Genomic DNA, 26,040 nt, shown 5'->3' with positions numbered 1-26,040 from the left:
CTTTTCCCCCCCACGTGGTATAGAAATTGGTGGGCGGGCCGCCCGCTCAGACACGAGCGACGGCGCGTCGCAAAAATGACGTAACAACATCAGTAGCCTCCCGGAGGGAATCCGCGACCGGCTCTGGTCGCGGAGAAGTAGTGGTGGCAGCGCGGTGAGTCAGGCTGCTCGCTGGCGAAACCCGGAGTTGCGCGTGCAGCATGAGCAGGGCGGAGAGCACGTCGGCGAGGTCTGTGTCTCCGTCGGCCGTCGCATGCAGCAGGCGAAGCTGGGCTGCCCGCAGGATCGGGCCGGGAGCGCAGCCCAATTCGTTCTGCATGGCTTGGCGACACCGGTCGTAGGCCTGCAAGCCCTCGGCATGGCGCCCGCTCGTCTCCAGGCCGAGAACGAGGGCCGTCCACGCTCGCTCGTTCAGCGGTTCGTCGGCCAGCGCCAGATTCGCGAACTCGAGGGCATCATCGATGCAATGCAGTGCCGCGGCGGTCTCCGATGCGAGAATGCGGGCGCTGGTAAGCCTGGCGGCGTGCAGGTCGCGGGCCTCTGCGGCCCACGCCGGCACGAGTTCATCACCGAGAAGCGGTGCAGTGGCGAGATCGAGAGCGCGCAGCAGCAGGGGGTAGGCGAGGCCAGGGATGGTCTTCTGGGCTCGCTGCAGCAAAACGTCGAACTGGTCGAGATCGACGTCGACCAGGTTACGGTCGAGAACGTAACCGCCCGTCGTGGTCTGGAGGGGGCCGAATTTTCCCGAGCCGGGCTGCAGGTGGCGACGCAGAACGCTCACATAGCTTTCCAGGGTGGGCAGCGCTTCGACCGGAGCGCTGGCGCCCCAGAGCAGTTCGATCAGGCGGTCCTTGGACACTGGCAGCCCGAGATGCACCAGCAGAATCTCGAGAATCTGGCGAGGTTTGGGGCCGCCCAGCTGATGGGCGTGCAACACGACCGATCCGCGTCGAATGGAAAGGTTGCCGAATACGTGCACGTTCAGATGGGCCATGGCTGTGGTGATGGGCTGTTCTCGAGTGTCGAATCCGGTTGTCATGACGACCTCCACTGTTGGAATGCGACTATGCTGCCCGGTTGCTCCGAGCCGGGGAAGCCGCGTGTGGAGTGGACAATTACCCCCAATTTCGGGGGCATTTCAGGGGGTGGTGTGGTGGCCCGTGCCGAGCGACAGCCGCGCCCCTGCGGGCCGTCGGCGCTACGGTGCCGGCGAGGCTGTCAGCCGCGCGGGGCGGCACCCAGCCGTCGGATTCGAGCGGGATGACCGCGCTGATGCAAACGAGCCGCTTGGCACGGCGGCCGTGTCACCGAACGACGCGCTCGGCTTCGCGCCGGTGACAAGCAGTACGCCAGCCAAAGCTGCCATCACGAGCCAGGCGCTGGCCAGCGGAATCAGGATCTTGCGGCGGTGCTGGAGCAGGGTGGGCGTGCATCCAGGCCGCGTCTGCCGGGTAGTCTCGGGGTGCTTCTCGCCTTCGTACCGACGAACCATGAGCGGGGGCCCGTTTCGGGGAAAAATGGGCCCCTGCTCGCGGTTCAACGAGCGGACGTGCCTGCTCGCGCGCGACCAAACGGCAGTGCGATCGGCGATCAGGCCGGGACGATCAGTTCTCGTCGGCCCTCAGCACCCGGAGCGGCAGGTAGACCGAGCTGCCCATTCGGGTGAACTCGGCCGACTTCTCGGCCATGCCTGCTTCGATCGCCTCGAGGCTGGTGAGGCCGTTTTCTGCGGCATACACCCGGACATCCGCTGAAATGCGCATGGAACAGAATTTGGGCCCGCACATGCTGCAGAAATGGGCGGCCTTGGCCGGCTCGGCGGGAAGGGTCTCATCGTGAAAACTCTGCGCGGTGTCCGGATCGAGTGAAAGCGCGAACTGGTCGGTCCAGCGAAACTCGAAGCGGGCGCGGCTGAGGGCGTCGTCGCGTTCCTGGGCCCGCGGATGCTGCTTGGCCAGGTCGGCGGAGTGGGCGGCGATCTTGTAGGTGATCACGCCGGTCTTCACGTCGTCGCGGTTGGGCAGGCCCAGGTGTTCCTTGGGGGTGACGTAGCAGAGCATGGCTGTGCCGGCCTGGGCGATGATGGCCGCGCCGATCGCGCTCGTGATGTGGTCGTAGGCCGGAGCGATATCGGTCGCGAGCGGGCCGAGGGTATAGAAGGGGGCTTCCTCGCAGAGCTCCTCTTCAAGGCGCACGTTCTCGACGATCTTATGCATCGGCACGTGGCCGGGACCCTCGATCATGACCTGCACGCCGTAGGATTTCGCGACCTTCGTCAGCTCGCCAAGGGTGCGCAGCTCGGCGAACTGGGCCTCGTCGTTGGCGTCGGCGATCGACCCGGGGCGCAGGCCGTCGCCGAGCGAGAAGGTCACGTCGTAGCGGCGCAGAATCTCGCAGAGCTCCACGAAGTGGGTGTACAGAAAGCTCTCCTCGTGGTGGGCAAGGCACCAAGCGGCCATGATCGAGCCGCCGCGCGAGACGATTCCGGTGACCCGGTTGGCGGTGAGCGGAACATAGCGCAGTAGAACGCCGGCGTGCACCGTCATATAGTCGACGCCCTGCTCGCACTGCTCGATCACAGTGTCGCGGTAGATCTCCCAGGTGAGCAGGGCCGGGTCGCCGTTGACCTTCTCGACGGCCTGGTAGAGCGGAACGGTGCCCACCGGAATGGGCGAATTGCGCATGATCCACTCCCTGGTGAGGTGGATGTCCTTACCGGTCGAGAGATCCATCAGGGTGTCGGCGCCCCAGCGGGCGGCCCAGACCATCTTCTCGACCTCTTCGGCAATCGACGAGGTCACGGCGGAATTGCCGATGTTCGCGTTGATCTTCACGGTGAAGGCTTTGCCGATGATCATCGGCTCGCTCTCGGGATGCTTGTGGTTGGCCGGTATGACGGCCCGGCCGCGGGCCACCTCGTCACGCACGAGCTCGACCGGGAAGCCCTCGCGGGCGGCAATGTAGGCCATCTCGGGGGTGACGATGCCGGCCCGAGCCCAGACCAGCTGGGTGGCGGCACCGTCGATGGGCAGCGGATGCTCCCATCCGGACCGCGTTTTCGGCAGTCCCTTCTCGAGATCGATGGTGGCCGCGTCGTCGGTGTACGGCCCCGACGTGTCGTACAGGTCGAAGTGTTCGCCATTGCTGAGGTTGACCCGGCGCACCGGAATTTGCAGCCCCGGCCAGTTTTCGACCGGTTCGTAACGCTTATTGCTGCCCTGGATCGGGCCGGTGGTGACGGTTTGTGACAGGACGGTTTCGTCGTTTGTGCGCATTGGTTTCGAACTTCCTACGCCGGCATTACCCGGACAGGTTCAACGGTCGACGGCCCTGGCCGTCCTCTCAGCTCGCTGGTGCGCGCTCCCGTGGTGGTGTGTCTTCTGACACGTCTACCCTAGTGGTCAGCGAGCGAGAGCGGCCAGCTCGGCTCGAGTCGAAGCGCCGACCTTGCGCAGCAGATTCGCCACGTGGAACTTCACCGTGTTCTCGCTGATTGTGAGCGCTTCGGCGATGGCTTTGTTGCGTGCGCCCGATGCGACGAGTTCGAGCACGCCGCGTTCGCGCGGGCTGAGGCCCCAGGCCGCCTCTGCGGTAACGGATGCCGTGGGCGCGTCGAGCGGTAGTGACACCGCCATCTCGGAGCCCCAGCCGGCCGTCGCCTCGACGCCCAGCGTTCCGCTGAGCGCGACTACGCGGGCGGCCAGCTGTCTCACGCTCGGTACCTCGGCGTCGAGGTCGCCGGGCCCATCGTCGCGAATGCGGATGAGTAGGTTGCTGCCGTCGCAGTCCCACTGCACGCGCACCCGGCCCACGCCGGGCTGTTCGACCAGGGCAAGCACGGCGCCGCGCACAATGGCCCGGGCCTCGTGTGCGACCTCGCCGGGCAGGGCGCGTCCGTTCACCGGTGGCTCGATGAACTGCACGTCGAGGTCGCCGAAACGCACGAGCGGGCGCAGATCGTTCCTGAGGCGTTCGAAGGCGCGCGCCACGGGTTCCTCGGTGAGGCTGCGATCGAGGTCGCTTACCGCGCGGAGGGTGACCATCGCGGCGGCGGCTAGCTCGGTGGCCTTTTGTCGAGCGGCAGTGTCGCTCGTATTGCTCGAGCGGAGCACGGCGAGCAGCGATTCCAGCGTGGTGGCGTGCGCGTCGGTGAGGTCTGCGATGAGCTTGGAGCGCTCGGCGGCCGCGGTGCGGGCGGTCTGTACGGTCTGTGCGGCCTGCACGGTCGAGTCGACGGGAAAAGTCATGCTCCTAGCCTATCCGAACTACCCTCCGGGCCCGCCCTTAACCACCCGTTTGGGTAGTTAAACCATTCGTTTGGCGGGCGGCGCGCCCGCTCGAAAGAGTGGAGCATTGACTCATGACCGAAATGACCACCACCCCGACCACAGCGGATGCCCTCGGCGTCATTTTCGCCGAGAACGGTCGCGTCGTCGGCGTCCTACGGGCGGCATCCGCTTCGTCACTCGATGACGCTGCGGAACTGCTTGCGGCGGCACCGCGGGTATTCGTGCTCGGGGCCGGCCGTTCCGGGCTGGCGCTGAAGATGACCGCGATGCGACTCATGCACCTCGGCCTCGATGTGCACGTGATTGGCGAGGTGACCAGTCCGGCGATCGCGGCCGGCGACCTGCTGCTGGTCGCGAGCGGTTCGGGAACGACGGGCGCCATCGTGCGTGCTGCCGAGACAGCGCGCGGCGTGGGAGCGAGCATTCTCGCGCTCACCACGGCTCCCGAGTCACCACTCGGGCTGCTCGCCACCGTGACCGTGGTCATTCCCGCGGCCACGAAGCAGGACCATGCCGGCCAGGTGTCGGCCCAGTATTCGGGCGGCCTGTTCGAGCAGTCCGTGCTGCTCGTCGGCGACGCTCTGTTCCACTCGCTCTGGCAGTTGAGCGGTTTCACGGCCGAACAACTCTGGCCGCGTCATGCCAACCTCGAGTAACGCCGCGGACGCGGCCAAGGCCTCGTACGCTCACACACTCACCCCCAACAGAAAGTAGAACCCCATGAAGCTTCAGGTAGCAATGGACGTACTGACCACCGACGCCGCACTCGCGCTCGCCGCACAGGTCGCCCCGCACGTCGACATCATCGAGCTCGGTACCCCGCTGATCAAGGCCGAGGGCCTGCGCGCCGTCACCGCGATCAAGGCCGCGCACCCCGACAAGATCGTCTTCGCCGACCTTAAGACGATGGATGCCGGCGAGCTCGAAGCCGACATCGCATTCGCCGCCGGTGCTGACCTCGTGACCGTGCTCGGCACGGCCGGAGACAGCACGATCATCGGTGCCGTCGCCGCCGCGACCAAGCACGGCAAGGGCATCGTCGTCGACCTCATCGGCGTCGCCGACAAGGTCACCCGCGCCCGCGAGGTCACCGCGCTCGGCGCCCAGTTCGTGGAGATGCACGCTGGCCTCGACGAGCAGGCCGAGCCCGGCTTCTCACTCGCGAAGTTGCTCAACCAGGGCGAAACCGCGAAGGTTCCGTTCTCCCTCGCCGGTGGAGTGAGCCTGGCGACCATCGCGTCGGTGCAGCGCGCCGGAGCAACGGTCGCCGTTGCCGGCGGAGCAATCTACGGCGCCGAGGACCCGGCCGCTGCTGCTGCCGCCCTGCGCGCCGCGATCATCTAGTCTCAGCGTCTACTCTGGTGCCGTCCCGCTTCCGCGGGGCGGCACTTCTGCGTTAGGCGGACGCCCGCCAATGCGTCCTGCGGATACCGTTCGGGGCCGGTGCAGACACGCGATCGCTTCTGCGTTCGTGCCTGCACGGGCGCAGTCAAAGAACGGATGTCGTCGAGTCGCCTGTCGGTGGGCGCCACTAGGCTGGTGGCGCCCGAGACAGTCGGCGGCATCGTCGCCGCGAGAGGACGCGCACCCATGAGCAGCACCATCTTCGACCGCGCCCGGCCCGCCCAGTCCGTCGTAACCGCCTCGCTGGTCGACACGCGGCAGAGCTCCTTCTGGCTCGATGACCTCGCGCCGCGCGCGAGCTACCCCCGGCTCTCGGGCAACCTCGACTGCGACCTCGCGATCGTCGGCGGCGGCTATCTGGGCCTGTGGAGCGCTGTGCTCGCCAAGCAGCAGAATCCCGGCGCGCGGGTCGTGCTGTTGGAGGCGCGCACGGTCGGCTGGGCGGCATCCGGTCGAAACGGCGGCTTCTGCGAGGCGAGCCTCACCCACGGCGAGGAAAATGGCCGTAGCCGCTGGCCGCAGGAGATCGATCGGCTGACCGAACTGGGTGTCGAGAACCTGGACGCGATTGAGCGGGCGGTGGCCGATCTCGGCCTCGACTGCGATTTTGAGCGTACCGGAGCGGTCGACCTCGCCATCGAGGAGCATCAGATTGACTGGCTGAACGCGGAAACGACCGACGACGACACCGTGTTTCTCGACCAGGCGGCCGTGCAGGCGCAGGTGGCCTCACCGACCTACCTGGCCGGGGTCTGGCATCGGCGCAGTAGTGCACTCGTGCATCCCGGCAAGCTCGCCGCCGAGCTCGCGCGGGTAGCCACCGAGCTCGGGGTCGAGATCTTTGAGAACTCGCTCGTGCAGAACCTCGATGCGACCGGGTTGAGCGCAGCCTCGGGCACCCGGGTCGTTACCACCAGCGGCACCGTGACGGCACACAGAACGGCCCTCGCCACGAACGTGTTCCCATCGCTGCTCAAACGCAACAAACTCGCGACCGTGCCGGTCTACGACTACGTACTCATGACCGAGTCACTAAATGCCAGCCAGCTCGCTTCGATCGGCTGGCAGAACCGGCAGGGCCTGAGCGACCTCGCCAACCAGTTTCACTACTACCGGCTGAGCGCCGACAACCGCATTCTGTTCGGCGGCTACGACGCCGTCTATCACTACGGTCGCAGGGTGCGCAGCAGCTACGAGAACCGCCCGGAGACCTTCGAAAAACTCGCAAGCCACTTCTTCACGACGTTTCCGCAGCTGGCCGGGGTGCGCTTCAGCCACAAATGGGCCGGCGCTATCGACACGTCCACGCAGTTCTGCGCCTTCTTCGGCCAGGCTCGCGGCGGGCGCATCAGCTACGCTGCTGGATTCACCGGACTCGGCGTTGGCGCCACACACTTCGCCGCCCAGGTCATGCTCGACCAGCTGGCCGGCCGCGCGACGGAACGCACTGAATTGGCGATGGTGCGGGGCCGACCGCTGCCGTTCCCACCGGAGCCCATCGCATCCGCCGGCATTCAGGCCACGCGTTGGGCACTCAATCGGGCCGACCACAACCGTGGCAAGCGCAACGCGCTGCTCAAGACCCTCGACGCGCTCGGCCTCGGCTTCGACTCCTAGCGGGTAGGGTCAGCCCAGGGGAGTGCCGGCGATTCAGGCTGCGACGAACGTTCCGTTGCAGGAATGAACTCAAACAGGTAGAGCTGCTCGGCTTTCAAAGCCATGGTCATGATTAGAGCGGATGCCCGCCTTCACAGGCCCGCCAAAATAACCAGGGTCTCAGCCGAGCAGCAGCTTGCCGAGCTGGTCGGTCGAGTGCACAACAGCGGTCGCAGCAGTGGCTTCGGCAGGGGAGCCGTAGCCCCACTCCACCAGAATCGCCGGAATGCCGTTGACTTGGGCACCGATGGCGTCGTAGCTGCGGTCGCCGACCAGCACGGCACCGCTCGTGTCAACGCCGGTCGCGGCGAGGCGGACCAGGGCCTCGGCGACGATATCGGCCTTGTGGCTGCGGGTGTCATCGGCGGAGGCGCCGACCGTGGCCGTGAAATACTTCGCGAGGTCGAAGTGCGTGAGGATAGCGATAGCACTCAGTTCGGGCTTGCTCGTGGCGAGGGCGAGCGGAATCCCTGCGGCGTGGATGCGCTCGAGCAGGCCAGCCATGCCGGGAAAGACGGCCGTATCGAGCGCGGCGACGCCGTGGTATTCGGCCCGGTAGATCGCGATGGCCTCCACGGCCTCATCGCGAGTCATACCTGCGTATTCCTGAAAAGCGTCGAGCATCGGCGGGCCGACGTAGGCGAGCAGGTCGGCAGCTGAGGGAACGGGACGGCCCAGCAGGGTGAAGGTGCGGGCCAGAGCGGCGGTGATTGCCGGGGCGGAATCGGTGATGGTTCCGTCGAGGTCGAAGAGGATGGCGCTCCACGTGCGCGTCAATGTTGCGTTCATTCGCAATAGCCTAAGCGGTTTGCCCCAAATGTACCCCATTTGCCCATTTTTCCTCAGCTTTCGTTCAGCGCTTTCCAGACGGTGCGTCGACCGGTTAGCCTTTTCCTGTCGAAAGGAACCCGTATGACTCTGCCCCCCTCGCGCCTTATCTATGGCTGCATGGGCCTCGGCGGTGACTGGTCCAACGCGCCGGTCACCCCCGCCGCGATCGACCACGCCGCCGCAGCGGTCGAGGCCGCACTGGATATCGGTATCACCGTGTTCGACCATGCCGATATCTACCGCTTTGGCAAGGCCGAAACGGTGTTCGGCGAAGTACTGAAACGCTCGCCGGGACTGCGCGAGCGCATCGAGATCCAAACGAAGTGCGGCATCCGCTTAGACCCGGACCACGCCCCCTATGACCTCTCCACGATCGTGGCGAGGGTCGACGATAGCCTCACCCGCCTCGGTGTCGAGTACGTCGATACCCTGTTGCTGCACCGGCCCGACCCGCTGCTCGAACCCGCCGCGGTGGCGGCCGCGGTCGCCGCACTGCACGCCGCCGGAAAGATTCGCGCACTCGGAGTCTCGAACATGTCGGGGGCCCAGATCGCGTTTCTGCAGCGCGAGATCGACTTGCCGATCGTGGTGAACCAACTCGAGTTGAGCCTGCTCCGGCACGACTGGGTGGATAGCACGGTGCTCGTCAATCACCCGGATGGCGCCGACAACACCTTTCCGCACGGCACCCTCGAATACTGCGCGAGCAACGGGGTGCGGCTGCAGGCCTGGGGGCCCCTGGCCCAGGGCCGCTACTCGGGCGCTGCGACCCCGGCGCGTACGGCGGCCGAGGAGGCGGCATTCGCTGTGGTGCAGGCGCTGGCCGAGAAGAAGAACACGACGCGTGCGGCCATAGTACTCGGCTGGCTGATGCGGCACCCGGCGCACATCGACCCGGTGCTCGGGTCGAGCGACCCGGCGCGCATTCGCGCCTGCAAAGAGGCGGCCGCGCAGGCGGCGGCAATGACCCGCGACGAGTGGTTTGCGCTGTTTGTCGCGGCGCGCGGGCGACCGCTGCCCTAGCTAGAAGAGTTTCGAGGCCGTGTCGTCGAGTCCGCGCATGGCGTCATAGTCGAGCAGCAGGCAGCGGATGCCGCGATCCTCGGCCAGTTTGCGGGCCTGCGGTTTGATCGTCTGCGCGGCGAAAACCCCGCTGACCGGTGCCAGATGCGGGTCACGGTTCATGAGTTCGAGGTAGCGCGTGAGCTGCTCGACACCGTCGATATCACCGTTGCGCTTCAGTTCGACGGCGACCGATCGACCGCTCGCGTCCTGCGCGAGGATATCGACCGGCCCGACCGCCGTCATGTATTCGCGCCGAACGAAAGTGAAGCCCTCACCGAGCAGGTGAATGTGCTCGGCCAGTAGCTTCTGCAAGTGCGACTCGGCGCCGTCCTTGATCAGTCCCGGGTCGATGCCAAGTTCGTGCGCGGAGTCGTGTTGCACTTCGTAGACGCTGACCACGAGCTGGTCGGCGGTCTTGGCATGGGTGACCGTCCAGAGAGCGGTGATGCCAGCATCCGATTGATCGCTGTCGGGTTCGGAGATAGCGATCGAGCAGGGCGGGCTCATCCAGTTGAGCGGCTTGTAAGAGCCGCCGTCGGAGTGCACGAGCACACTGCCGTCGGACTTGATCATCAACAGTCGGGTGGCCATCGGCAGGTGGGCGCTGAGGCGCCCGGCATAGTCGACGGAGCATTTCGCAATTACAAGGCGCACTGGACGAGTTTACGGCTTCTCGTCGGGCGGGTCAGAAAACGCGCATGGCGATCTCCGCCGGGGCGGCCAGGAGCATTTCTATCTCGTCGTCGAGTCGCACGAGCGTGATCGAAGCTCCGGCCATGTCCAGGGACGTGCAATACTCACCCACGTAGTTGCGACCGATCGTCATGCCGAGCGCGGTGAGGCGTTTGTGGATGATCCCGTACAGGATGTACAGCTCGCTGATGGGGGTGCCGCCCAGACCGTTCACCATCACGGCGACCCGGTCTCCACTGACAAACGGCAGATCGGGAACGATTGCGCCGAGCAACTCGTCCACGATCTCGTTGGCGGGCATCCACAAAGCGCGGCGCCGTCCGGGTTCGCCGTGAATCCCGACACCGATCTCGATCTCGTCGTCGCCGAGTTCGAACAGGGGCGCCCCCCGGGCGGGCGGGGTGCACGCTGTCAGCGCCACGCCCATGGTCCGGGTGACCGAATTGACCTTCTCCCCGATGCGCACCAGTTCGTCGAGGTCGGCCCCGGTCTCCGCGGCGGCCCCGACTGCTTTCATCACGAAGAAGTTACCAGCCACCCCGCGGCGGCCGACGGTGTACGTGGAATCCTGCACCGAGACGTCATCATCGATGAACAGCGTGCGCACCGCGATGCCGTCGGCACTGGATGCTTCCTCCGCCATCTCGAACGCCATCCGGTCGCCGGTGTAGTTGTTGACCAAAAGCAGTACGCCCTTGTTGGAGGCGAGGAGCTTGGTCGACCCGATGATGTAGTCGATCGGCGGCGCGGCGAAGACGTCCCCGGGGCAGGCGCCATCGAGCATTCCTCGGCCGACCGTCATGACGTGGGCGGGTTCATGGCCGGAGCCGGAGCCCTGGATGATGGTCACCTTGTCATGGTTGGGGGCGTCGGCGCGATGGATGAGGTGGTATTCGGGTACGTAGCGCAGCGTGTCGGGATTCGCGAGGGCGATGCCCTCGAGCATCTCGGGGACGAACTGCTTGGGGTCGTTGATGAACTTCTTCATGCTGTCTCCACGTCGTTGTCGGGATCGGATGGCTGATGGGGTACTAGGTGGGCCAGGTGCGGGCGAGGTGTTCGGCCAGCACGGCGATGGCGATCGCGCCCGCGTCGGGCGAACCGATGCTGCGTTCACCGGTGTAGCTCGCGCGGCCGCGGCGAGCCTGGAGGAGACTGGTGGCGTCTGCGGCTTGCCGGGCGGACGTCGCCATCTTTCCGAGCGCCGTCTTCGCGTCGTCCCCGGCTTGAAATGCATTCTCGAGAGCGTCGACAGCGGGAACGAGAGCGTCGAGGAGGGTCTTGTCGCCGACATCGGACTTACCGCGATGTTTGATCCCCTCGATCGCCGCGCGCAGGGCGGCGATCGAGTTCGCTGGTGTGATCTCGTTGAGGCCGGTGAGTTGTGTGCCGGCGCGAAGGAATGCTGTACCCCAGAGGGGCCCGGAGGTGCCGCCGATGGTGCTGGTGATGATGATGGCGATCTTGCTCAGAAAAATGCCGGGGTCGCTTCGGTCAACGCCATCCCAGCCTGAGAGCACGACTTCGAACCCGCGCGCGAGGGAGTATCCGAAGTCCCCGTCGCCCACGACCGAGTCGAGTTCACCGAAATATTTCTCGTTGGCCAGCGCTTCCTCGGCGATGGACCGCACCACGAATTCCGTCGTGTCCTGAGAGCTGGTCATGATTCTTCCTCCGGGTCGGGGGAGCGCAGTACAGACAGGACGTCGTCCAGCGTTACAAACCCGCGCGGCACCACGCCGGCGGGGGAACGAAGCACGGACGTGGACACGCCGTGCGGCTCGCCGAGCGAAGTGACGACGAGGGCGGCACCGGCGAAGTCCTCGTCGGCCGTGTAGCTGCTCACCGTGACGACGGTGCGCAGCCTGGCCGCGCGGGCCGCGCGCAGGCCGTTGCTGCTGTCCTCGATCACGACGGCCTCGTCAGTGGTCACGCCGAGGTGTTCGAGCGCGTAGGTGTAAATGTCGGGTGCCGGCTTCTTGGCGGCCACGATGTCCCCGGCGAAAACCTGGAACTGTGCGGCCAGCATCTCGCCTACGGTGTAGAGCAGCACCGCACGCACGGAGGCTTCGGCCGAGGTCGAGGCGACCGCCAGCAGCCAACCGTGGGCGGCAGCATCGGCGACGATGCGGGCGATTCCCGGGCGGGCGGGCAGGGCTCCGGAGGCGACCAGGTCGGTGTAGATCTGCGTCTTGCGCCGGTGCCAGGAGGCGACCGCCTGCTGTTGGCTGGCTGGATCGACGGGCAATCCCGCTGCAAGAACGAACTTCGGGGTGAGCAAGCTCGTGAGGCGTTCCTTGCCGCCGCCGATCATCAGCTTCCCGGCGTAGTCCTCCTCGCTCCAGTGCACGGGCAGGCCGAACTCTGCAAAGGTGGCGTTGAAGGCTGGTAGGTGTCCGTCACGTTCAGTGTCGGCTAGCACACCATCGCAGTCGAAGATGAGCGCCGGCATCGCTCACCACGCCTTGCCGGCAGAGCCGAACGTACGGGCCAAGCCGCGGGTCAGGTCGACGACATCGCCGCTCACGGCGCGAAAGAGCGTCGGCGGGTCCCACTTGTCGGCCTGCTCGGCGAGCCGCAGGTTGGCCAATGTGGACTGCAGATAGGTCATCTTGAGCGCGGTGGAGATGTTGACCTTGGAACAGCCGCGCTGGATTAGATCATGGAATTGCGCATCCGTCATTCCGCTGCCTCCGTGCAGGGCGATGGGGAGCGGATGCGCCGCCACCAGGTCGCTGACCCGGTCGAAGTCCAGTGTGGGCTTCGACGTGTAGACGCCATGGGCGTTGCCGATCGACGGCGCGAAGACGTCGACTCCGGTCGCCTCGATGAAAGCGAGCGAGACGTCCAGCGTCTGCCGCGCCGCCGTCTGGTCGGAGCCGACGCCGTCCTCAACGCCGGTGATGGATTCAATCTCACCCTCGACATGGGCGCCGTAGCCCCGAGCCTCCTTGACGACCTCGATGGTCTGGCGCTGGTTCTCAGCGACCGGCAGCGCAGACGCGTCGAACAGCACCGAGTTCCAGCCGATGGCGAGGCATTCGCTGATCACGTCGCGGTCGGGGCAATGGTCCAGGTGCAGGGCCACCGGCACCTCGATGTCGGCGGTCATGGACTGCCACATGGCGAACAATATCTTCGCGCCGATCGACCGGACGGTCTTGACCGAGGTCTGCACGATGATGGGCGAGCGCACCTCGACGGCCGCATCAAGCACACCCTGCATGGTGAGGTCGTTGAACACATTGACGGCCGGTACGCCATAGCGTTCCTGGAACGCGCGATCGACGATTTCCTTCAGCGAAACGATTGGCACGACAGCCCCCTTTGGCTTTCGTTCACGATATCCCCGCACACGGATCGTTCGCTATCGGGGAGTCCCCCCATGCGTCTGGGGGAAGTCCCTGCTCTTCATGGTCCGCGGCATCCGCTCAGGAATGATGTGGATGGGCCAGCCCGGCCAGCATTGTGCGGTTGGCCGCCCCGGTCTTCCTGAGGATCGTTCCGACGTGCTTCTCGACGGTCTTCACCGAGATGCCGAGCTCGGCACCGATCTGCTTGTCTCGGAGCCCGCTCTCCACAAGCCCACGCACCTCTCGCTCGCGAGACGTCAGATGGGCAGGACCGATCGGCTCGCCCCATTGTTCCAGCAGGGAGCCGGAGACAACGGCGTCCCCGGCGACGGCCGAGTCGACCGCCCGCACGAGTGACTGCCCATCGGCGGAACGGTTCAGGAATCCCCGAGCGCCAGAGCGAGCCGCGTGTCGGATTCTTTCATCATGCGGGTCTCCGACCAGGAGAACCACGGCCGTTCCCGGACTGGTGCGGGCCAGTGACCCCAACAGGTCGGTGCCTGGCCGGTCGACCAGATTGATGTCGGTGACGACGACGTCGGGCTGGAGGTGCCGTGCCCCAGACAGTGCGCCGGCCGCGTCGCCGTACTCGGCGACCACCTCGATCCCCGTCCCTTCCCGCGCGAGCAGGTGCACCAGACCGGCCCGAATCACCGGTTGTTCGTGCAGGACCAGCACCCGATGGGGGCGTGTGCCGCTCGGGCGCCCGGGCGACACTCGCGACGGGCCGGCCGGGTCGTTTCCGCCAAGCCGGCCGAACCCATGCGCCAGCGCCGCGCGCTCGGTCTTGTGCAACTCGGCCAGGCTGATGCTGACCTCAATGGCGACGGTGTGCAGCCGGAAGTCGGCGATGGCGCTGGCCGCCTGGGCGGCGAAGAGTTCCAGCATCCGGGCGTCCTGGCTGGTGAAGAGACGCTCGGAGGTGTTTGCAAAGACGACGCACGCGCCGATGACGCCTGAGGGGAGCCTGATCGGCACGCCAATGACCGGCCGTTGGTAGCGGGCGTCGTCTTGGCCGAGGTGACCGCCCGGTACTTGGGAGTACTCGTTGAACACGACGGATCCGCCGGCGCGCACGACGGCGCCGGTCACGCCTTCGTCCAGCGGGAAGACCTGGCCCGCTCGGCACTCAGCGCCGAGGTCGACCTCCTTGCGATAGACCTGTGCGGTCTCATCTATGGTGCAGATCGAACCCATGCCGCACCCCAGCAGCTGGGCGGCGCTCAGCAGGATGCGCTCCAGCAGCGGTCCGAGCCCCGTATCGCTGGCCTGGCCTTCAGCCAGGAATACCGCCACCTTGTCGCCGGGCCGGTCGTTCAGCGGTCGAAGGGCATCGAACAGGATGTCGCTCGGGGTCGGTGCGGCAGGCAGGGTCGGGGCCATAGTTTTCTCGTCTCTGAGTGTGAAAGCACGACCGAGTTCCGGAAACAGCACTTCACCCTATGGGCCGGCTTCCGTTGGCGCTACCGGTCGATGCTTCGATGTGGCTGGGAACCACCCGCTGTCACCATGCACGGCGACTCACGGGGCGGGCCGCCGGCGCCGCCAGCCCGGCCAGCACCATCAGTACTAAAATCAGGTACAGCGCATTGAGGATTCCCCAGGCCTCGCCGAGCAGGCCGAGCACGGGGGGCCCGACCAGGAAGGCAAAGTAGCCGATGATTGCCACGGCACTGACCCGGGCTGCAGCGTTCTTGGTATCGTCGGCGGCCGCCGACATGCCCACCGGAAACCCGAGCGAGGCACCAAGGCCCCAGAGCACCGTGCCGACATAAACGAGTGGGGTGTTCGGCGCGAGAATGAACAGCACAAGCCCGGCAATGCCCACGCCGGCGCAGGCGCGGAGCACGGGCACCCGGCCGAATCGGTCGAGCACCGGTCCGCCGATCACGCGGCCCACGGTCATCGCAGCCACGAACACGCCGAAGACGATCGCGCCGTCGGTGTTGCTGAAGCCGTGGCCGTCGACCGAGGCGAGGGCGAGCCAGTCGTTGGCCGACCCCTCGGCGAAGGTCATGCCGAGCACTATGAGGCCGATCAGAAGCAGTTTACGGTCGCCCCAAACGGCGAGACTGTCACGCAGGCGGACGCGCCAGGTGAGGTGCGGGGCTTCCGTTTTCTCCGTGGTCGGGGTCACCGCCGAAAGGAATTGCACCGCCCCGACGATCGTGCCCAGAACCAGCACCGCCATGACCAACAGGTGCCAGAACACGGAGATGTGTAGAGCGGACGCGGTGGCGCCGCCGAGCGCGCCGACCACCGTGCCGAGGCTGAAGCAGGCGTGCATGAGCGGCATGAGCGTGCGGCCGATCGCGCGCTCGGCTGCGGCGCCCTCGACGTTCATCATGACGTCGAGGGATCCCATGCCGATGCCGAACACGGCGAGGGCCGTGAAGACGAACGGGGCCGAGGGTATGAGGCTCACCCCCGCGCCCATGAAGACGAGGCCGGTAACGGACAGGGTGGTGCTCAGCAGCATCGCCCGGCGTGCCCCGAGGCGATTGAGCAGGCCCGCTGCCAGCAGCAGCCCGATCACCGAACCGGTCGAGAGTCCGAAGATGAGAATTCCCACCTGGGCGGTGTCGAGCCCAAGACCGTCGCGTACGGTCGGAACCCGCGACATCCAGCTGGCCAGGCCGAGTCCGGCCACGAAGAAAACGGCAAACACAGCGTTGCGCCAGCCGAGCAGTGCCGGCCCCGGCGACGCGCTGCCGGCGCAGGCGGGAGAACCGGAACTGGACCCAGCTGGGGTGATCACTATGGGGCACACGATTCCTGAAGCAGCGAACGGCCTCGACACGAGATGGGCAGATACGTCAACGGTACAGTGACGGCCGCTCGAACGAACGATCTACATGCTTCGGTGGTCTCTGACCGCGGATTCCAAATCGGCGAGTCCGGGGGCCATCGCGGCGTCGACGGCCATGGGGTCTGAGATGTTCAGCCGTTGCATCTCCCGGCGCCCCTGTGGCGCCGTGTTGATTTCGTGCTCGCCAGCTTCGAGGCCGGACAGCAGGTCGGAAATGACGTCGTCGAGAGATCGACGCTCCCAGCCCAAGTCGGCTCCGGCGTTCTGAGATGTCATCATGTCGGTATCCGTCGCGCCCGGGTAGACGGTCGCCACATGCACTCCCATTCCGGTCAATTCGCGCCGCAGGGACTCTCCGAAACGAGCGAGGCCGGCTTTGGTCGCGGCATAGACGGAATAGAACGGCATTCCGACGAGGGCGATTCCGCTGGAAATGTTCAAGATAATGCTGTCTCGGTCAGCACCGGCTCGAAGACGCGGCAGCAATGCCCTGGTCAGCAGCACGGGGGCCACGAGGTTGAGATCGATCATCGATCGAATATCAGCCTCACTGGTGCGTTCGAGCCGTCCGGCCCGAACATTGCCCGCATTGTTCACGAGCAGGTCGATGGTAGTCCACGAGTCAACGGCCTCAACCACTCGGTCAGCGCTGCCCGGCAGAGTGAGATCCTGCGTCAAAACTTCGGCCGAGCCACCGGCGGCTTCGACCAGCCGGGCTGTCGCGGTGAGTGTCGACTCTTTGCGGCCCACCAGGAGGAGATGTGCGCCCCGCGAACCGAATTCGATCGCCAGGGCCCGCCCTATTCCTTGCCCTGCTCCAGTGATGATGCCGTGTCGGTTGCGTAGATCCAAAGTAGTCATTCCTTCGATTCGGGCGAGACGGGCCGCGCGTGCGGCCCTGAACCGCATCGTTGAAAAGAATCAACGGCTTACTGAAGCGCGTTATTCCTGACACGACGCCGGAGCATTGTTCGCGCAGCACCATCGCGAGCGAGCATCGGTCCGATCATGCCTCCCAGCGACGGTCACCGCTGGACAGGATTCGCCCCACCGGTTGTGTTAGCGTAGCCTTACCTTAGCAATCGTTCGCCTCGTCTGGAGTCCCATGCGCATCCCCCTTTCTGTCGTCGCGATCGTTGCTGGCGTCACCGTGATCGCCCTAGCCGGCTGCACGCAGGCCGCCGAACCCGTAGCAACCGGCGAAGCCACCAGTGATGGTGCCTTCACGCTTTACTCCGGGCGCGACGAAGCACTCATCCAGCCGCTCATCGACCAGTTCGAGGAGCAGAGCGGCATTAGCGTCGAGGTGCGTTACGGCAACACCGCCGAGCTCGGCGCCCTGCTGCTCGAAGAGGGCGATGCTACCCCCGCCCAGGTCTTCCTCGCGCAAGACGCCGGAGCGCTCGGCGCCCTCGCCAACGCCGACCTGTTCGCGACACTGCCAGCCGAGACCACCGACGCCGTGCCGGCCGGATTCACCTCGACCGACGACACCTGGGTCGGCGTCACCGGCCGCGCCCGCGTGATCGCCTACGACAGCGAGGCTCTGAGCGCGGCCGACGTGCCGACATCCGTTGACGCCTTCACCGACCCTGCCTGGGCCGGAAAATTCGGCATCGCGCCGACCAACGCAAGCTTTCAGGCTTTCGTCACCGCCTACCGGGTGCTGAACGGCGAGGAAGCCGCCGACGAGTGGGTCGCCGCCGTCGCCGCGAACAGCCCGGTCATCTTCGATAACAACCGCGCCATTCTTGCCGCCGTCAATGACGGTGTCATCGAGGCCGGACTCATCAACCACTACTACTGGTTTGCTCTGGCCTCCGAGACCGGCGAAGAAAACATGCGCGCCCAGCTTGCCTACCCCGAGGCTGGCGACGCTGGATCCATTGTGAACGTGGCTGGCGCCGGCCTTCTCGCCGGAGCAGCCGAGGACGCCGACGCGCTCGAGTTCATTGACTACCTTGTCGGCGCCGAGGCGCAGCAGTACTTCGTGGATGAGACGTTCGAGTATCCGTTGATCGATGGCATCGACGCCCCGGCTGGCCTGCCCGAGCTGGACTCACTGGTCAACCCCGACCTCGACCTCGCCGACCTCGACACCCTCGAAGACACCCAGGCGCTGCTCGGCAAGCACGGCCTGATCTAGCGGTGAACGCACGGCTGCCCACTCCGGTCGGCAGCCGTGCCCTACCCTTCGCGAGCCGCTCACCCAATCTCCGCCAGGTGGATGCTCCGATTCCGATCCGCGCGCCGGCCCAGCTCAGCGCCATTCTCGCCACCGGGAGCTTCTCGTGACCGAGCTGCTCAGTCCGCCATTTGAAACGGATGCCCCGCCGCCGCGCGCACCCGGCCGGTACCGTTGGGGCGCGCCACCCTGGCTCCTGGTACTCGCCGCGCTGTGCGCCGCGACCGCCACCATTCCTCTGGTCTATCTCGTCGTGCGCACGACCGAGGCCGGGCTGACCGAACTGCTCGACACCCTCGTGCGCCCGCGGGTGCTGCAGCTCACGATCAACACCGCGCTGCTCGCTGCGGCCGTCACCCTGTCGTGCCTCGTGCTCGGCACGATCTGCGCCTGGATTCTTACGCGCATCCGCTTGTCGTTTCAGCGCACCCTGCTGCTGGTCTCGGCGCTGCCTCTCGCGGTTCCGAGCTATCTGGCTGCCTACGGCTGGCTGGTCTGGTTTCCGCACCTCAATGGGTTCTGGGCCAGCTGGTTCGTCATGACCATGGTCTGCACCCCCTACGTGACGCTGCCGGTCGCGGCGGCGCTGCGCGGGGCATCCGCTGATCTGGAATCGGTGGCTCGCACCCTCGGTCGAGGGCCGTTGCGGGCCTTTGCGGCCGCGACGTGGCCGCAGATTCGCCCCGCCGCGATCGCCGGGGCATTGCTGGTCTGCCTCTACTCGCTGAGTGATTTCGGGCTCGTTTCGATGCTGCGGTTTCAGACGCTCACCTGGGGAATCAATGCCGCCTATGGTGCGAGTTTCGACCGCAACCAGGCTGCGCTGCTCGCCCTTGTACTCGTCGTGCTCGCGCTCGTGGTCGTGGCCGGCGAACGGCGCAGTCGCCGCCAGGTGTCCAGCGTTCCCGGTCGCAGCACTATGCCGACTCGCTCGCCCGGCCGTACGTGGCCCGTCTACGTCGCGGTGCTTCTCGCCGCGCCGCTCGCCGGGGTTGTGGTTCCGGTGGTCGGGCTGCTCAGCCGCCTGCTCGAGGCTGAAACCCTGCGTGCCATCGATGTACCGCGGTTGATCGAGGCGGTCGGCGCGACCCTCGGGCTTGCCCTGGCCGCCGCCGTGGTCGCCGTGCTCGTGGCGTTGCCGATCGCCGCCCTCGCAGCCCGCTACTCAGGTCGCCTGGTCGCTGTGATCGAGGCCGTCGGTTTTCTCGGTCACGCCCTGCCCGGCATCGTCGTGGGCCTGTCGCTCGTGTTTTTCGCGCTCGCTGCGGTTCCGACGTTCTACCAAACCTCCGTCGTACTCGTCTTCGCATATGTTGTTCTGTTCATGCCGCGGGCGATCGGCAGCGTGCGCAGCGGCATCGCGACGGTGCCCCCGAGCCTCGGCGACGTCTCCCGCATGCTCGGCCTCTCTCCGTTCCAGACGTGGTGGCGGGTCACTGCGCGCCTCGCCCTGCCGGGCATTGCGATCGGCGCACTGCTCGTTGCCATCTCGGCCATGAAAGAATTGCCAGCGACGCTGCTGCTGCGGCCGACGGGTGTTTCGACGCTCGCGACCGAGTTGTGGAGTCGCACGGCCCTGTTCGAGTTCGGCGCTGCGGCGCCCTATGCGGCGGCGCTCGTGCTCGTGGCGATGGTGCCCGCGGTGCTGCTGTCCGGCATCCGCGGCACGGCAAGGGAGAACTAGTGGGCTGGGTAACAATCCAGGGGATGGGCGTCGCCTATGGCGACAGCCGGGTGCTCGACGACGTCAGCCTGCGCATTCCGCGTGGCTCACTCGTGGCCGTTCTCGGCCCGAGCGGATGCGGCAAGACCACCCTTTTGCGCGCGATCGCGGGTCTGCTGCCGGTCACCGCAGGCACAATCACGGTCGGCGGGCGTCTCGTCACCGGCCCCGGCGTGCAGCGAGCCCCGGAGAAGCGCGGCATGGGCTGGGTTCCGCAAGACGCCTCGCTGTTCCCGCACCTCACGGTGGGTGAGAACATCGGTTTCGGGCTGCCGCGCACGAGGCAGAGCGACGACCTCTACTGCGAACCCGGCGAGACTGCCGGAGGAGTCGGAGGACTGTTCGCCGGACTCACCCGCCGCGCGCGCGCCAACCGCACCCGCCACGCTTCACTGCACACCACGCCGCTTGCCCCGGCTCCGATCACGCCCGACCGGAGTCGCCGCACCAGCCGCGCGGCCCGCATCGCAGAGCTCGCCACTCTGGTCGGCCTCGCCGAACTCGTCGATCGCGCCCCCTCGCAGCTCTCCGGCGGTCAGGCACAGCGGGTCTCGCTGGCCCGGGCGCTCGCCCCCCGGCCCGACCTCATGCTGCTCGACGAACCATTCGCGGCTCTCGACCCGCTGCTGCGCTCGGCCCTGCGCACCGAGGTAGCTGCCCTGCTGCGGAGCCAGCACAACACGAGCCTGCTCGTGACGCACGATCAGGAAGAGGCGCTCTCGCTCGCCGACTTCGTGGCCGTCATGCGCGGCGGCGAGATTTTGCAGTTCGGCAGCCCTGCCGATGTCTACGAGCGCCCGGTCGACCCGTGGGTCGCCGGGTTCGTCGGCGATACCGTCGAGCTCGACGGAGTCTGGCAGGGCGGCCGGGTCGCTTGCGGCCTCGGCTCGCTCCCAGCGGACTGGATGGGTGCGCGAGCAGTGAACGACGGGGGCGCAGCCTCCGCTCCCGCTGACGGAACGAGCGTGCGCGTGCTGCTCCGCCCGGAATGGCTGACCCTGTCCGCCCCGTCAACCGAGCGTCAAACGGATGCCGCCACCACCGCCATCGCGTACGCCGGCCACGACGCCCTGGTGAGCTTCACCCTCGCCGGCGGCCTCGTCGTGCGCGCCCGCGTCGCGGCCCCCGACCTGCCCCGCGTCGGCGACCGGCTGAGCCTCGGAGTGCGCCAGAACGCCTTGGCCTACCCACTGGGATCCTGACCCGGTCGCGGCCGTCGCGCTGACCGGTGCCGCGCCGCGACCGCTGACCCGTTCGGCATTCAGCGCAAGAAGCCACTCTTTCAGCGAGTTGCACGACGCCAGCTCGCGCATGTGCCACCCTTAGGAATGGTGAGAGTTCCGGGCCGTGCGCACGGAGCCCGCCCGAAACTAGGCGCAAGCGCGCATGAAGTGGTTGTAGCCAAGCCAATGGAGGCCTAATGAAGGAGCGCAATTCCAATTCGGTCATGAGGCGCAAACCCATCACCGACATCGGTGACGAGGTCGCCAAGAACGGTCTCTTCAAGAGCCTCGGACTCTGGCAGCTCACCGCGATCGGCGTCGGCGGCATCATCGGAATCGGTATTTTCACCCTTGCTGGACTCGTCGCAAACGGTGGCCCGGACGGCGAAGGCGCCGGTCCGGCCGTGCTCATCTCGTTTCTCATCGCCGGACTCGCGAGCGCGGCCGCCGCCCTCAGCTACGCGGAGTTCGCCGGGATGATCCCCCGCGCCGGCTCGGCGTACACCTACGGCTATGTCGCCCTCGGTGAGATCGTCGGCTGGTTCATCGGCTGGGACCTGCTGCTCGAGTACATCGCGATCGTCGCCGTCGTCGCGATCGGCATCTCGGGGTATTTCACCGAGTTCATGGGCGGCATCGGCATCGACGTTCCGACCTGGATGCAGGGCACCCCGGACACCCTCGACGGCGGCCTGATCAACCTGCCCGCCATCGTGGTCTGCGTGCTCGTGACCTTCATCCTCAGCCGTGGAACGCAGACCTTCGGTCGCTTTGAGCTCGTCGCCGTCGGGCTCAAGGTGTTGCTGATCCTCGCAATCATCGTTCTTGGGTTTTTCTATATCAATACCCAGAACTACGTTCCATTCTTGCCGAACGGGTTCGGCGCGGTCTTCACCGGCGCGGCCACGGTCTTCTTCGCCGTCTTCGGCTATGACGCTATGAGTACCGCCGCCGAAGAGGCCAAAGATGGCAAGAAGCACATGCCGAAGGCGATTTTGCTCTCGCTCGCCATCGCCATGGTGCTCTACGTGCTTGCCACTCTCGTGCTCACCGGCATGCAGAATTGGCAGGATATCGACCCGACCGCCGCCTTCGCCGTCGCATTCCAGTCCGTCGGGCTTCCAATCGTCGCGACCGTGCTCTCGGCTTTCGCCGTTGTGTCGATCCTCACCGTCATGTTGACCTTCCTCCTCGGCGTCAGCCGGGTCTGGTTTTCAATGAGCCGGGACGGCCTGCTTCCCAAGTGGTTCTCCGGCACCGACAAGAAGGGAACTCCCGCCCGCGTCACCTGGATTGCCGGCCTTGCCGCGGCCATACTGGCCGGGGTCTTCCCGATCCGGCTGATTGCCGACCTCACCAATATCGGAATTCTCGCCGCCTTCGTCGTGGTCTGCGTCGCCGTGATTGTGTTGCGGCGCACCCGCCCCGATGTTCCCCGCACCTTCAAGCTGCCGTTCATGCCCTGGGTGCCCGTGTTCGGGGTGCTGTCCTCTGTCTTCCTCATCACGCAGCTTCACTGGGAGACCTGGCTGCGCTTCGGCATCTGGCTTGTCATCGGCCTGGTCATCTACTTCTTCTATGGTCGGCGCAACTCCGTCATGAACCCGAAGAGCCCGCGCTACATCGAGCATCCGGTCGATCCGCACTAGCGCCGTTCAGACAGCGGATGTCGGCGCGCGGCCTATCCTGCACCGCGGCGCGAAGTCAGCGCGCGCCGACGACCATCCAGGCCAGACTGCGGGCGCGCAAGCCCAGGGTCAGGGCGCGGGCGCCGAGATAGCCGAGGGCGAACGCCGCCATGAGCAGTGCAAGACCAACCGGGCCTGCCGGCGCCCAGACCAACACGGCGGCGGCCAACGGCACGAAGGCTGCAAAGTTGAGCAGCCCGGTGAGGGCCAGGTAGCGAGCGTCGCCGGCACCGATCAGCACACCGTCAAGCACGAAAACGACGGCGCCGAGGGGAACGGACGCCCCCAGCACAATCAAGGTCAGCGGCAGCAGTGAGGTCACCGCTTCAGAGTTCGTGAACGCGTGCCCGAGCACGCCGCTCGTGCCGATCACCACCGCGGCGAGCACGACACCGGCGAGCACGCCCCACTCCAGGCAGCGGCGCAGCACGGTGCGCACCTGCGCTACTTCCCCGGCGCCGAGGCCGCGGCCGACGAGGGCCTGGGCGGCGATCGCGAGAGCATCGAGGGCGAAGGCGAGCGTCGCGAACAGGGTCATCGCGATCTGAAAGGCGGCGAGTTCGGGCGAGCCGAGCTGGGCGGCCACGAACACGGCGAGCAGCATGGCGCCGCGCAGGCTCAGCGTGCGCATAAACAGCCAGCCGCCGCTGCGGGCGCCGAGCAACAGCCCGGCGCGATGCGGCCGCAGCGGGGCGTGGTGGCGCCGGGCGTGTCTGGTGACGACGACGAGGTAGACGACGACCATGCTCCACTGGGCCACGACCGTGCCCACGGCCGATCCGGCGATGCCCCAGCCGAGCAGATAGATGAACACATAGTTGAGCGCGATGTTCGCGCCGAAACCGATCCCGGCCACGTAGAGCGGGGTGCGGGTGTCCTGCAGGCCACGCAGCAGTCCGGTCGCGGCGAACACCAGCAGCATGGCGGGCAGGCCGAACATGGAGATGCCGAGGTAGGTGGCGGCATCCGCCGTGACGGCGGTTTCGGCGCCGAACGCGCCGACGAGCGCCGGCGTGGCGAGCAGGCCGCCGGCCGCGAGCACGAGGCCGAGGCCGAGGGCGAGCCAGAGCCCGTCGATCCCGACCGATACCGCCCGTCGGCTGTCACCAGCACCGAGCCAGCGGGCCACGGCGGGAGTGGTGCTGTAGGCGAGAAAGACCATGAGGCCGATGATGGTCTGCAGCACCGCGCTCGCCAGGCCGAGGCCGGCCAGCGGGGTGGTACCGAGGTGGCCGACCATGGCCGAGTCGGCCAACAGAAACAGCGGCTCGGCCACGAGCGCACCGAGCGCGGGCACGGCGAGACGCAGAATGTCTCGGTCGATGGGCTGTGCCCGCAAGATATTGATGCTCTGACTCTACGGCGGCGTGCGCCTGCCGGTCGCCGCGCTCACCGCCGAGACGGATGCCGAATGCTCACGATTCGACAGCGGCCGGTGCCAACCCCGACAACCTGCGAAATTGTTAAGAATGCCGAATCTTTCATGAGCAGTGACCGCTTATCGTGCGCATCCCACGCCCCATCCAGATATGTTCATCCCAAGAGCTGCTGCCGACCGTGGACGCTTCAGATAATCTTTGCTGCGCCGGGAACATCATTTCCGGTCCTGAAAACCCTTTCCATTCCGCAAGGATGTTGGCCGCCTCACCGACGAGCGTGCGGACATCCGCTTCGAAAGGATCGACCATGCCTGATCCCCAGCTAACCCCCGAGGCACTCAGTATCGGCGTCGTCCGCGAGAGCGGGGCGGATGAGCGGCGCGTTGCCCTCGTGCCCCGCGCCGTCGCGTCCCTCGTCGCCAAGGGGCTCGACGTAGTCGTCGAGCCCGGTGCGGGGGCGGAAGCGCTTATGAATGACGACCTCTATCTCGCCGCCGGCGCCACCCTCGGCGACGCGTGGAGCGCCAACATCGTGCTCAAGGTCGCCCCGCCAACCGACGCCGAGATCGCTCGCCTGTCGGTGGGCGCGACCCTCATCGGATTTCTATCGCCACGCACCGCCGACAACAAGATCAGCGCGCTGCGGGACGCCGGCATCGTCGGTTACGCGGTTGAGGCGATCCCGCGCATCTCCCGTGCCCAGGTGATGGACGCGCTCTCGTCGCAAGCGAACGTGGCCGGCTACAAGTCGGTCATCCTCGCCGCATCGCTGTCGACCAGATTCTTCCCGATGCTCACCACGGCGGCCGGCACCGTCAAGCCGGCGAGCGTTCTCGTGCTCGGCGTCGGCGTCGCCGGGCTGCAGGCTCTCGCCACCGCCAAACGGCTCGGCGGACGCGCAACCGGCTACGACGTGCGCCCGGAGGTCGCCGACCAGGTGCGATCCGTGGGAGGCCAGTGGCTCGACGTGGGGATCGATGCGGCCGGTGACGGCGGTTATGCCCGCGAGCTCACCGACGAGGAGCGCGCCGAGCAGCAGGCCGCGCTCGAGACCGCGATTTCCACCTTCGACGTCGTCATCACCACCGCTCTCGTACCTGGGCGTCCGGCGCCGCGGCTGGTGACCGCCGCTGCCGTGCACGGGATGAAAGCAGGCAGTGTCGTCATAGACATGGCGGGCGAGACCGGAGGTAACTGCGAGCTCACCGTTCCCGGCGAAACCGTCGTCGTCGGCGGCGTCACCATTGCCTCCCCGCTCAACCTGCCCTCGACGATGCCCGAGCATGCGAGTGAGCTCTACTCGAAGAACCTCACCGCCCTGCTCGAATTGCTCGTGCGTGACGGCCGACTCGACCCCGACTATTCCGACGACGTGGTGGCGCTCTCCTGCGTCACGCGTGACTCAGTCTTGAACAGGATCTGACATGGACTACACCGGCTTTCTGGCGAACATCGCCATTCTCGTGCTTTCGGGTTTCATCGGCTTCGCCGTCATCTCCAAGGTGCCCAACACCCTGCACACCCCCCTCATGTCGGGCACCAACGCCATCCACGGCATCGTCGTGCTCGGCGCCCTCGTCGTGCTCGGCACCGCGCCCAACCCGAGCGTCCCGCTGCAGATTATCTCGTTCGTGGCGATCGTGTTCGGAACCGTGAACGTCATCGGCGGGTTCGTCGTGACCGACCGCATGCTCGCGATGTTCAAGACCCGCCCCACCGCGTCGACCGACGGAAAGAACTGA

25 protein-coding genes and 1 riboswitch are annotated in these 26,040 nt (G+C 66.6%); of the genes, 11 read left to right on the top strand and 14 right to left on the bottom strand.

Features of this window, described 5'->3' with window-relative positions; genetic code table 11:
* Nucleotides 1-46 precede the first annotated feature (46 nt).
* The 3 genes from E3T47_RS12075 to E3T47_RS12065 form a co-directional block, all read right to left on the bottom strand.
* Nucleotides 47-1,039 (bottom strand): AfsR/SARP family transcriptional regulator, encoded by a 993-nt coding sequence (locus E3T47_RS12075; protein WP_134556312.1) that lies wholly within the window; start codon nt 1,037-1,039, stop codon nt 47-49.
* Nucleotides 1,040-1,604: 565 nt separating this feature from the next.
* A complete protein-coding gene (gene thiC, locus E3T47_RS12070; protein ID WP_134556311.1) occupies nt 1,605-3,275 on the bottom strand; it encodes a phosphomethylpyrimidine synthase ThiC in 1,671 nt (556 codons plus the stop codon).
* A riboswitch (TPP riboswitch) is annotated at nt 3,270-3,377 on the bottom strand. It overlaps the preceding gene by 6 nt.
* 24 nt (nt 3,378-3,401) lie before the next feature.
* A complete protein-coding gene (locus E3T47_RS12065; protein ID WP_134556310.1) occupies nt 3,402-4,247 on the bottom strand; it encodes a LuxR C-terminal-related transcriptional regulator in 846 nt (281 codons plus the stop codon).
* 113 nt (nt 4,248-4,360) lie between these two features.
* On the opposite strand from E3T47_RS12065, the gene hxlB reads away from it, so the two are divergent.
* From hxlB to E3T47_RS12050, 3 genes are all read left to right on the top strand, one after another.
* Nucleotides 4,361-4,945 (top strand): 6-phospho-3-hexuloisomerase, encoded by a 585-nt coding sequence (gene hxlB, locus E3T47_RS12060; RefSeq protein ID WP_422386492.1) that lies wholly within the window; start codon nt 4,361-4,363, stop codon nt 4,943-4,945.
* Nucleotides 4,946-5,009: 64 nt separating this feature from the next.
* Nucleotides 5,010-5,633, top strand: a complete 624-nt coding sequence (hxlA, locus tag E3T47_RS12055; RefSeq protein WP_134556309.1) for a 3-hexulose-6-phosphate synthase — start codon at nt 5,010-5,012, stop codon at nt 5,631-5,633.
* 246 nt (nt 5,634-5,879) lie between these two features.
* Complete coding sequence (locus E3T47_RS12050; RefSeq protein ID WP_134556308.1) at nt 5,880-7,310, top strand: NAD(P)/FAD-dependent oxidoreductase; 1,431 nt, start codon at nt 5,880-5,882, stop codon at nt 7,308-7,310.
* 159 nt (nt 7,311-7,469) lie between these two features.
* Here the strand turns inward: E3T47_RS12050 and E3T47_RS12045 are convergent, their stop codons facing one another.
* Entirely contained in the window at nt 7,470-8,138 is a 669-nt protein-coding gene (locus E3T47_RS12045; protein WP_134556307.1) for an HAD hydrolase-like protein, read from the bottom strand.
* 123 nt (nt 8,139-8,261) lie between these two features.
* Between E3T47_RS12045 and E3T47_RS12040 the strand changes: the two genes are divergently transcribed.
* Complete coding sequence (locus tag E3T47_RS12040) at nt 8,262-9,203, top strand: aldo/keto reductase (RefSeq protein ID WP_241982233.1); 942 nt, start codon at nt 8,262-8,264, stop codon at nt 9,201-9,203.
* Here E3T47_RS12040 and nucS read toward each other — a convergent pair whose 3' ends face one another.
* From nucS to E3T47_RS12000, 8 genes are all read right to left on the bottom strand, one after another.
* Nucleotides 9,204-9,899 carry an endonuclease NucS gene (gene nucS, locus E3T47_RS12035; protein ID WP_134556306.1) on the bottom strand — a complete coding sequence of 232 codons (696 nt, stop codon included), beginning with the start codon at nt 9,897-9,899 and terminating at the stop codon, nt 9,204-9,206.
* Nucleotides 9,900-9,930: 31 nt separating this feature from the next.
* On the bottom strand, nt 9,931-10,926 hold the full coding sequence (dhaK, locus tag E3T47_RS12030; protein WP_134556305.1) for a dihydroxyacetone kinase subunit DhaK: 996 nt from the start codon (nt 10,924-10,926) through the stop codon (nt 9,931-9,933).
* A 43-nt stretch (nt 10,927-10,969) separates the two neighbouring features.
* Nucleotides 10,970-11,602, bottom strand: coding sequence for a dihydroxyacetone kinase subunit DhaL (dhaL, locus tag E3T47_RS12025; RefSeq protein ID WP_134556304.1), 633 nt, complete (start codon nt 11,600-11,602; stop codon nt 10,970-10,972).
* The gene (locus E3T47_RS12020; protein WP_134556303.1) at nt 11,599-12,390 is read right to left on the bottom strand and encodes an HAD-IA family hydrolase; all 792 of its coding nucleotides are present in this window, start codon (nt 12,388-12,390) and stop codon (nt 11,599-11,601) included. The genes dhaL and E3T47_RS12020 overlap by 4 nt, the downstream gene beginning before the upstream one ends.
* A 3-nt stretch (nt 12,391-12,393) precedes the next feature.
* Entirely contained in the window at nt 12,394-13,254 is an 861-nt protein-coding gene (locus E3T47_RS12015; RefSeq protein ID WP_134556302.1) for a class II fructose-bisphosphate aldolase, read from the bottom strand.
* A gap of 115 nt (nt 13,255-13,369) precedes the next feature.
* Nucleotides 13,370-14,674, bottom strand: coding sequence for a GAF domain-containing protein (locus E3T47_RS12010; RefSeq protein ID WP_134556301.1), 1,305 nt, complete (start codon nt 14,672-14,674; stop codon nt 13,370-13,372).
* A 121-nt stretch (nt 14,675-14,795) separates the two neighbouring features.
* Nucleotides 14,796-16,049, bottom strand: coding sequence for an MFS transporter (locus tag E3T47_RS12005; RefSeq protein WP_241982231.1), 1,254 nt, complete (start codon nt 16,047-16,049; stop codon nt 14,796-14,798).
* 93 nt (nt 16,050-16,142) lie between these two features.
* Nucleotides 16,143-16,961: an SDR family NAD(P)-dependent oxidoreductase gene (locus E3T47_RS12000; protein WP_198416631.1), complete on the bottom strand. Its 819-nt coding sequence runs from the start codon at nt 16,959-16,961 to the stop codon at nt 16,143-16,145.
* 244 nt (nt 16,962-17,205) lie between these two features.
* On the opposite strand from E3T47_RS12000, the gene E3T47_RS11995 reads away from it, so the two are divergent.
* The 5 genes from E3T47_RS11995 to E3T47_RS11980 all read left to right on the top strand — a co-directional run bounded on the left by E3T47_RS11995 (nt 17,206) and on the right by E3T47_RS11980 (nt 22,880).
* Entirely contained in the window at nt 17,206-18,246 is a 1,041-nt protein-coding gene (locus E3T47_RS11995) for an extracellular solute-binding protein (protein WP_134556300.1), read from the top strand.
* A 2-nt stretch (nt 18,247-18,248) separates the two neighbouring features.
* Nucleotides 18,249-18,395, top strand: coding sequence for a hypothetical protein (locus tag E3T47_RS15965; RefSeq protein ID WP_166805713.1), 147 nt, complete (start codon nt 18,249-18,251; stop codon nt 18,393-18,395).
* Nucleotides 18,392-19,969 carry an ABC transporter permease gene (locus E3T47_RS11990; protein ID WP_198416630.1) on the top strand — a complete coding sequence of 526 codons (1,578 nt, stop codon included), beginning with the start codon at nt 18,392-18,394 and terminating at the stop codon, nt 19,967-19,969. Before E3T47_RS15965 ends, E3T47_RS11990 begins: the two co-directional genes overlap by 4 nt.
* A complete protein-coding gene (locus E3T47_RS11985; RefSeq protein ID WP_134556299.1) occupies nt 19,969-21,210 on the top strand; it encodes an ABC transporter ATP-binding protein in 1,242 nt (413 codons plus the stop codon). Before E3T47_RS11990 ends, E3T47_RS11985 begins: the two co-directional genes overlap by 1 nt.
* 245 nt (nt 21,211-21,455) lie before the next feature.
* The gene (locus E3T47_RS11980; protein WP_422386491.1) at nt 21,456-22,880 is read left to right on the top strand and encodes an amino acid permease; all 1,425 of its coding nucleotides are present in this window, start codon (nt 21,456-21,458) and stop codon (nt 22,878-22,880) included.
* Between the two features lie 55 nt (nt 22,881-22,935).
* On the opposite strand, the gene E3T47_RS11975 is transcribed toward E3T47_RS11980, so the two are convergent.
* On the bottom strand, nt 22,936-24,258 hold the full coding sequence (locus E3T47_RS11975; protein ID WP_134556297.1) for an MATE family efflux transporter: 1,323 nt from the start codon (nt 24,256-24,258) through the stop codon (nt 22,936-22,938).
* 142 nt (nt 24,259-24,400) lie between these two features.
* On the bottom strand, nt 24,401-24,607 hold the full coding sequence (locus tag E3T47_RS11970; RefSeq protein ID WP_134556296.1) for a hypothetical protein: 207 nt from the start codon (nt 24,605-24,607) through the stop codon (nt 24,401-24,403).
* On the opposite strand from E3T47_RS11970, the gene E3T47_RS11965 reads away from it, so the two are divergent.
* Together E3T47_RS11965 and E3T47_RS11960 are read left to right on the top strand one after the other, a co-directional pair.
* A complete protein-coding gene (locus E3T47_RS11965; RefSeq protein WP_134556295.1) occupies nt 24,606-25,721 on the top strand; it encodes an NAD(P) transhydrogenase subunit alpha in 1,116 nt (371 codons plus the stop codon). The two genes, E3T47_RS11970 and E3T47_RS11965, sit on opposite strands and share 2 nt — an antisense overlap.
* Before the next feature lies 1 nt (nt 25,722).
* Nucleotides 25,723-26,040 carry an NAD(P) transhydrogenase subunit alpha part 2 gene (locus E3T47_RS11960; protein WP_134556294.1) on the top strand — a complete coding sequence of 106 codons (318 nt, stop codon included), beginning with the start codon at nt 25,723-25,725 and terminating at the stop codon, nt 26,038-26,040.

Source organism: Cryobacterium ruanii (genome assembly GCF_004404055.1).
GTDB classification, from domain to species: domain Bacteria; phylum Actinomycetota; class Actinomycetes; order Actinomycetales; family Microbacteriaceae; genus Cryobacterium; species Cryobacterium ruanii.
The sequence above is the reverse complement of the archived record's forward strand: the minus strand, read 5'-3'. Positions and strand labels throughout refer to the sequence as shown.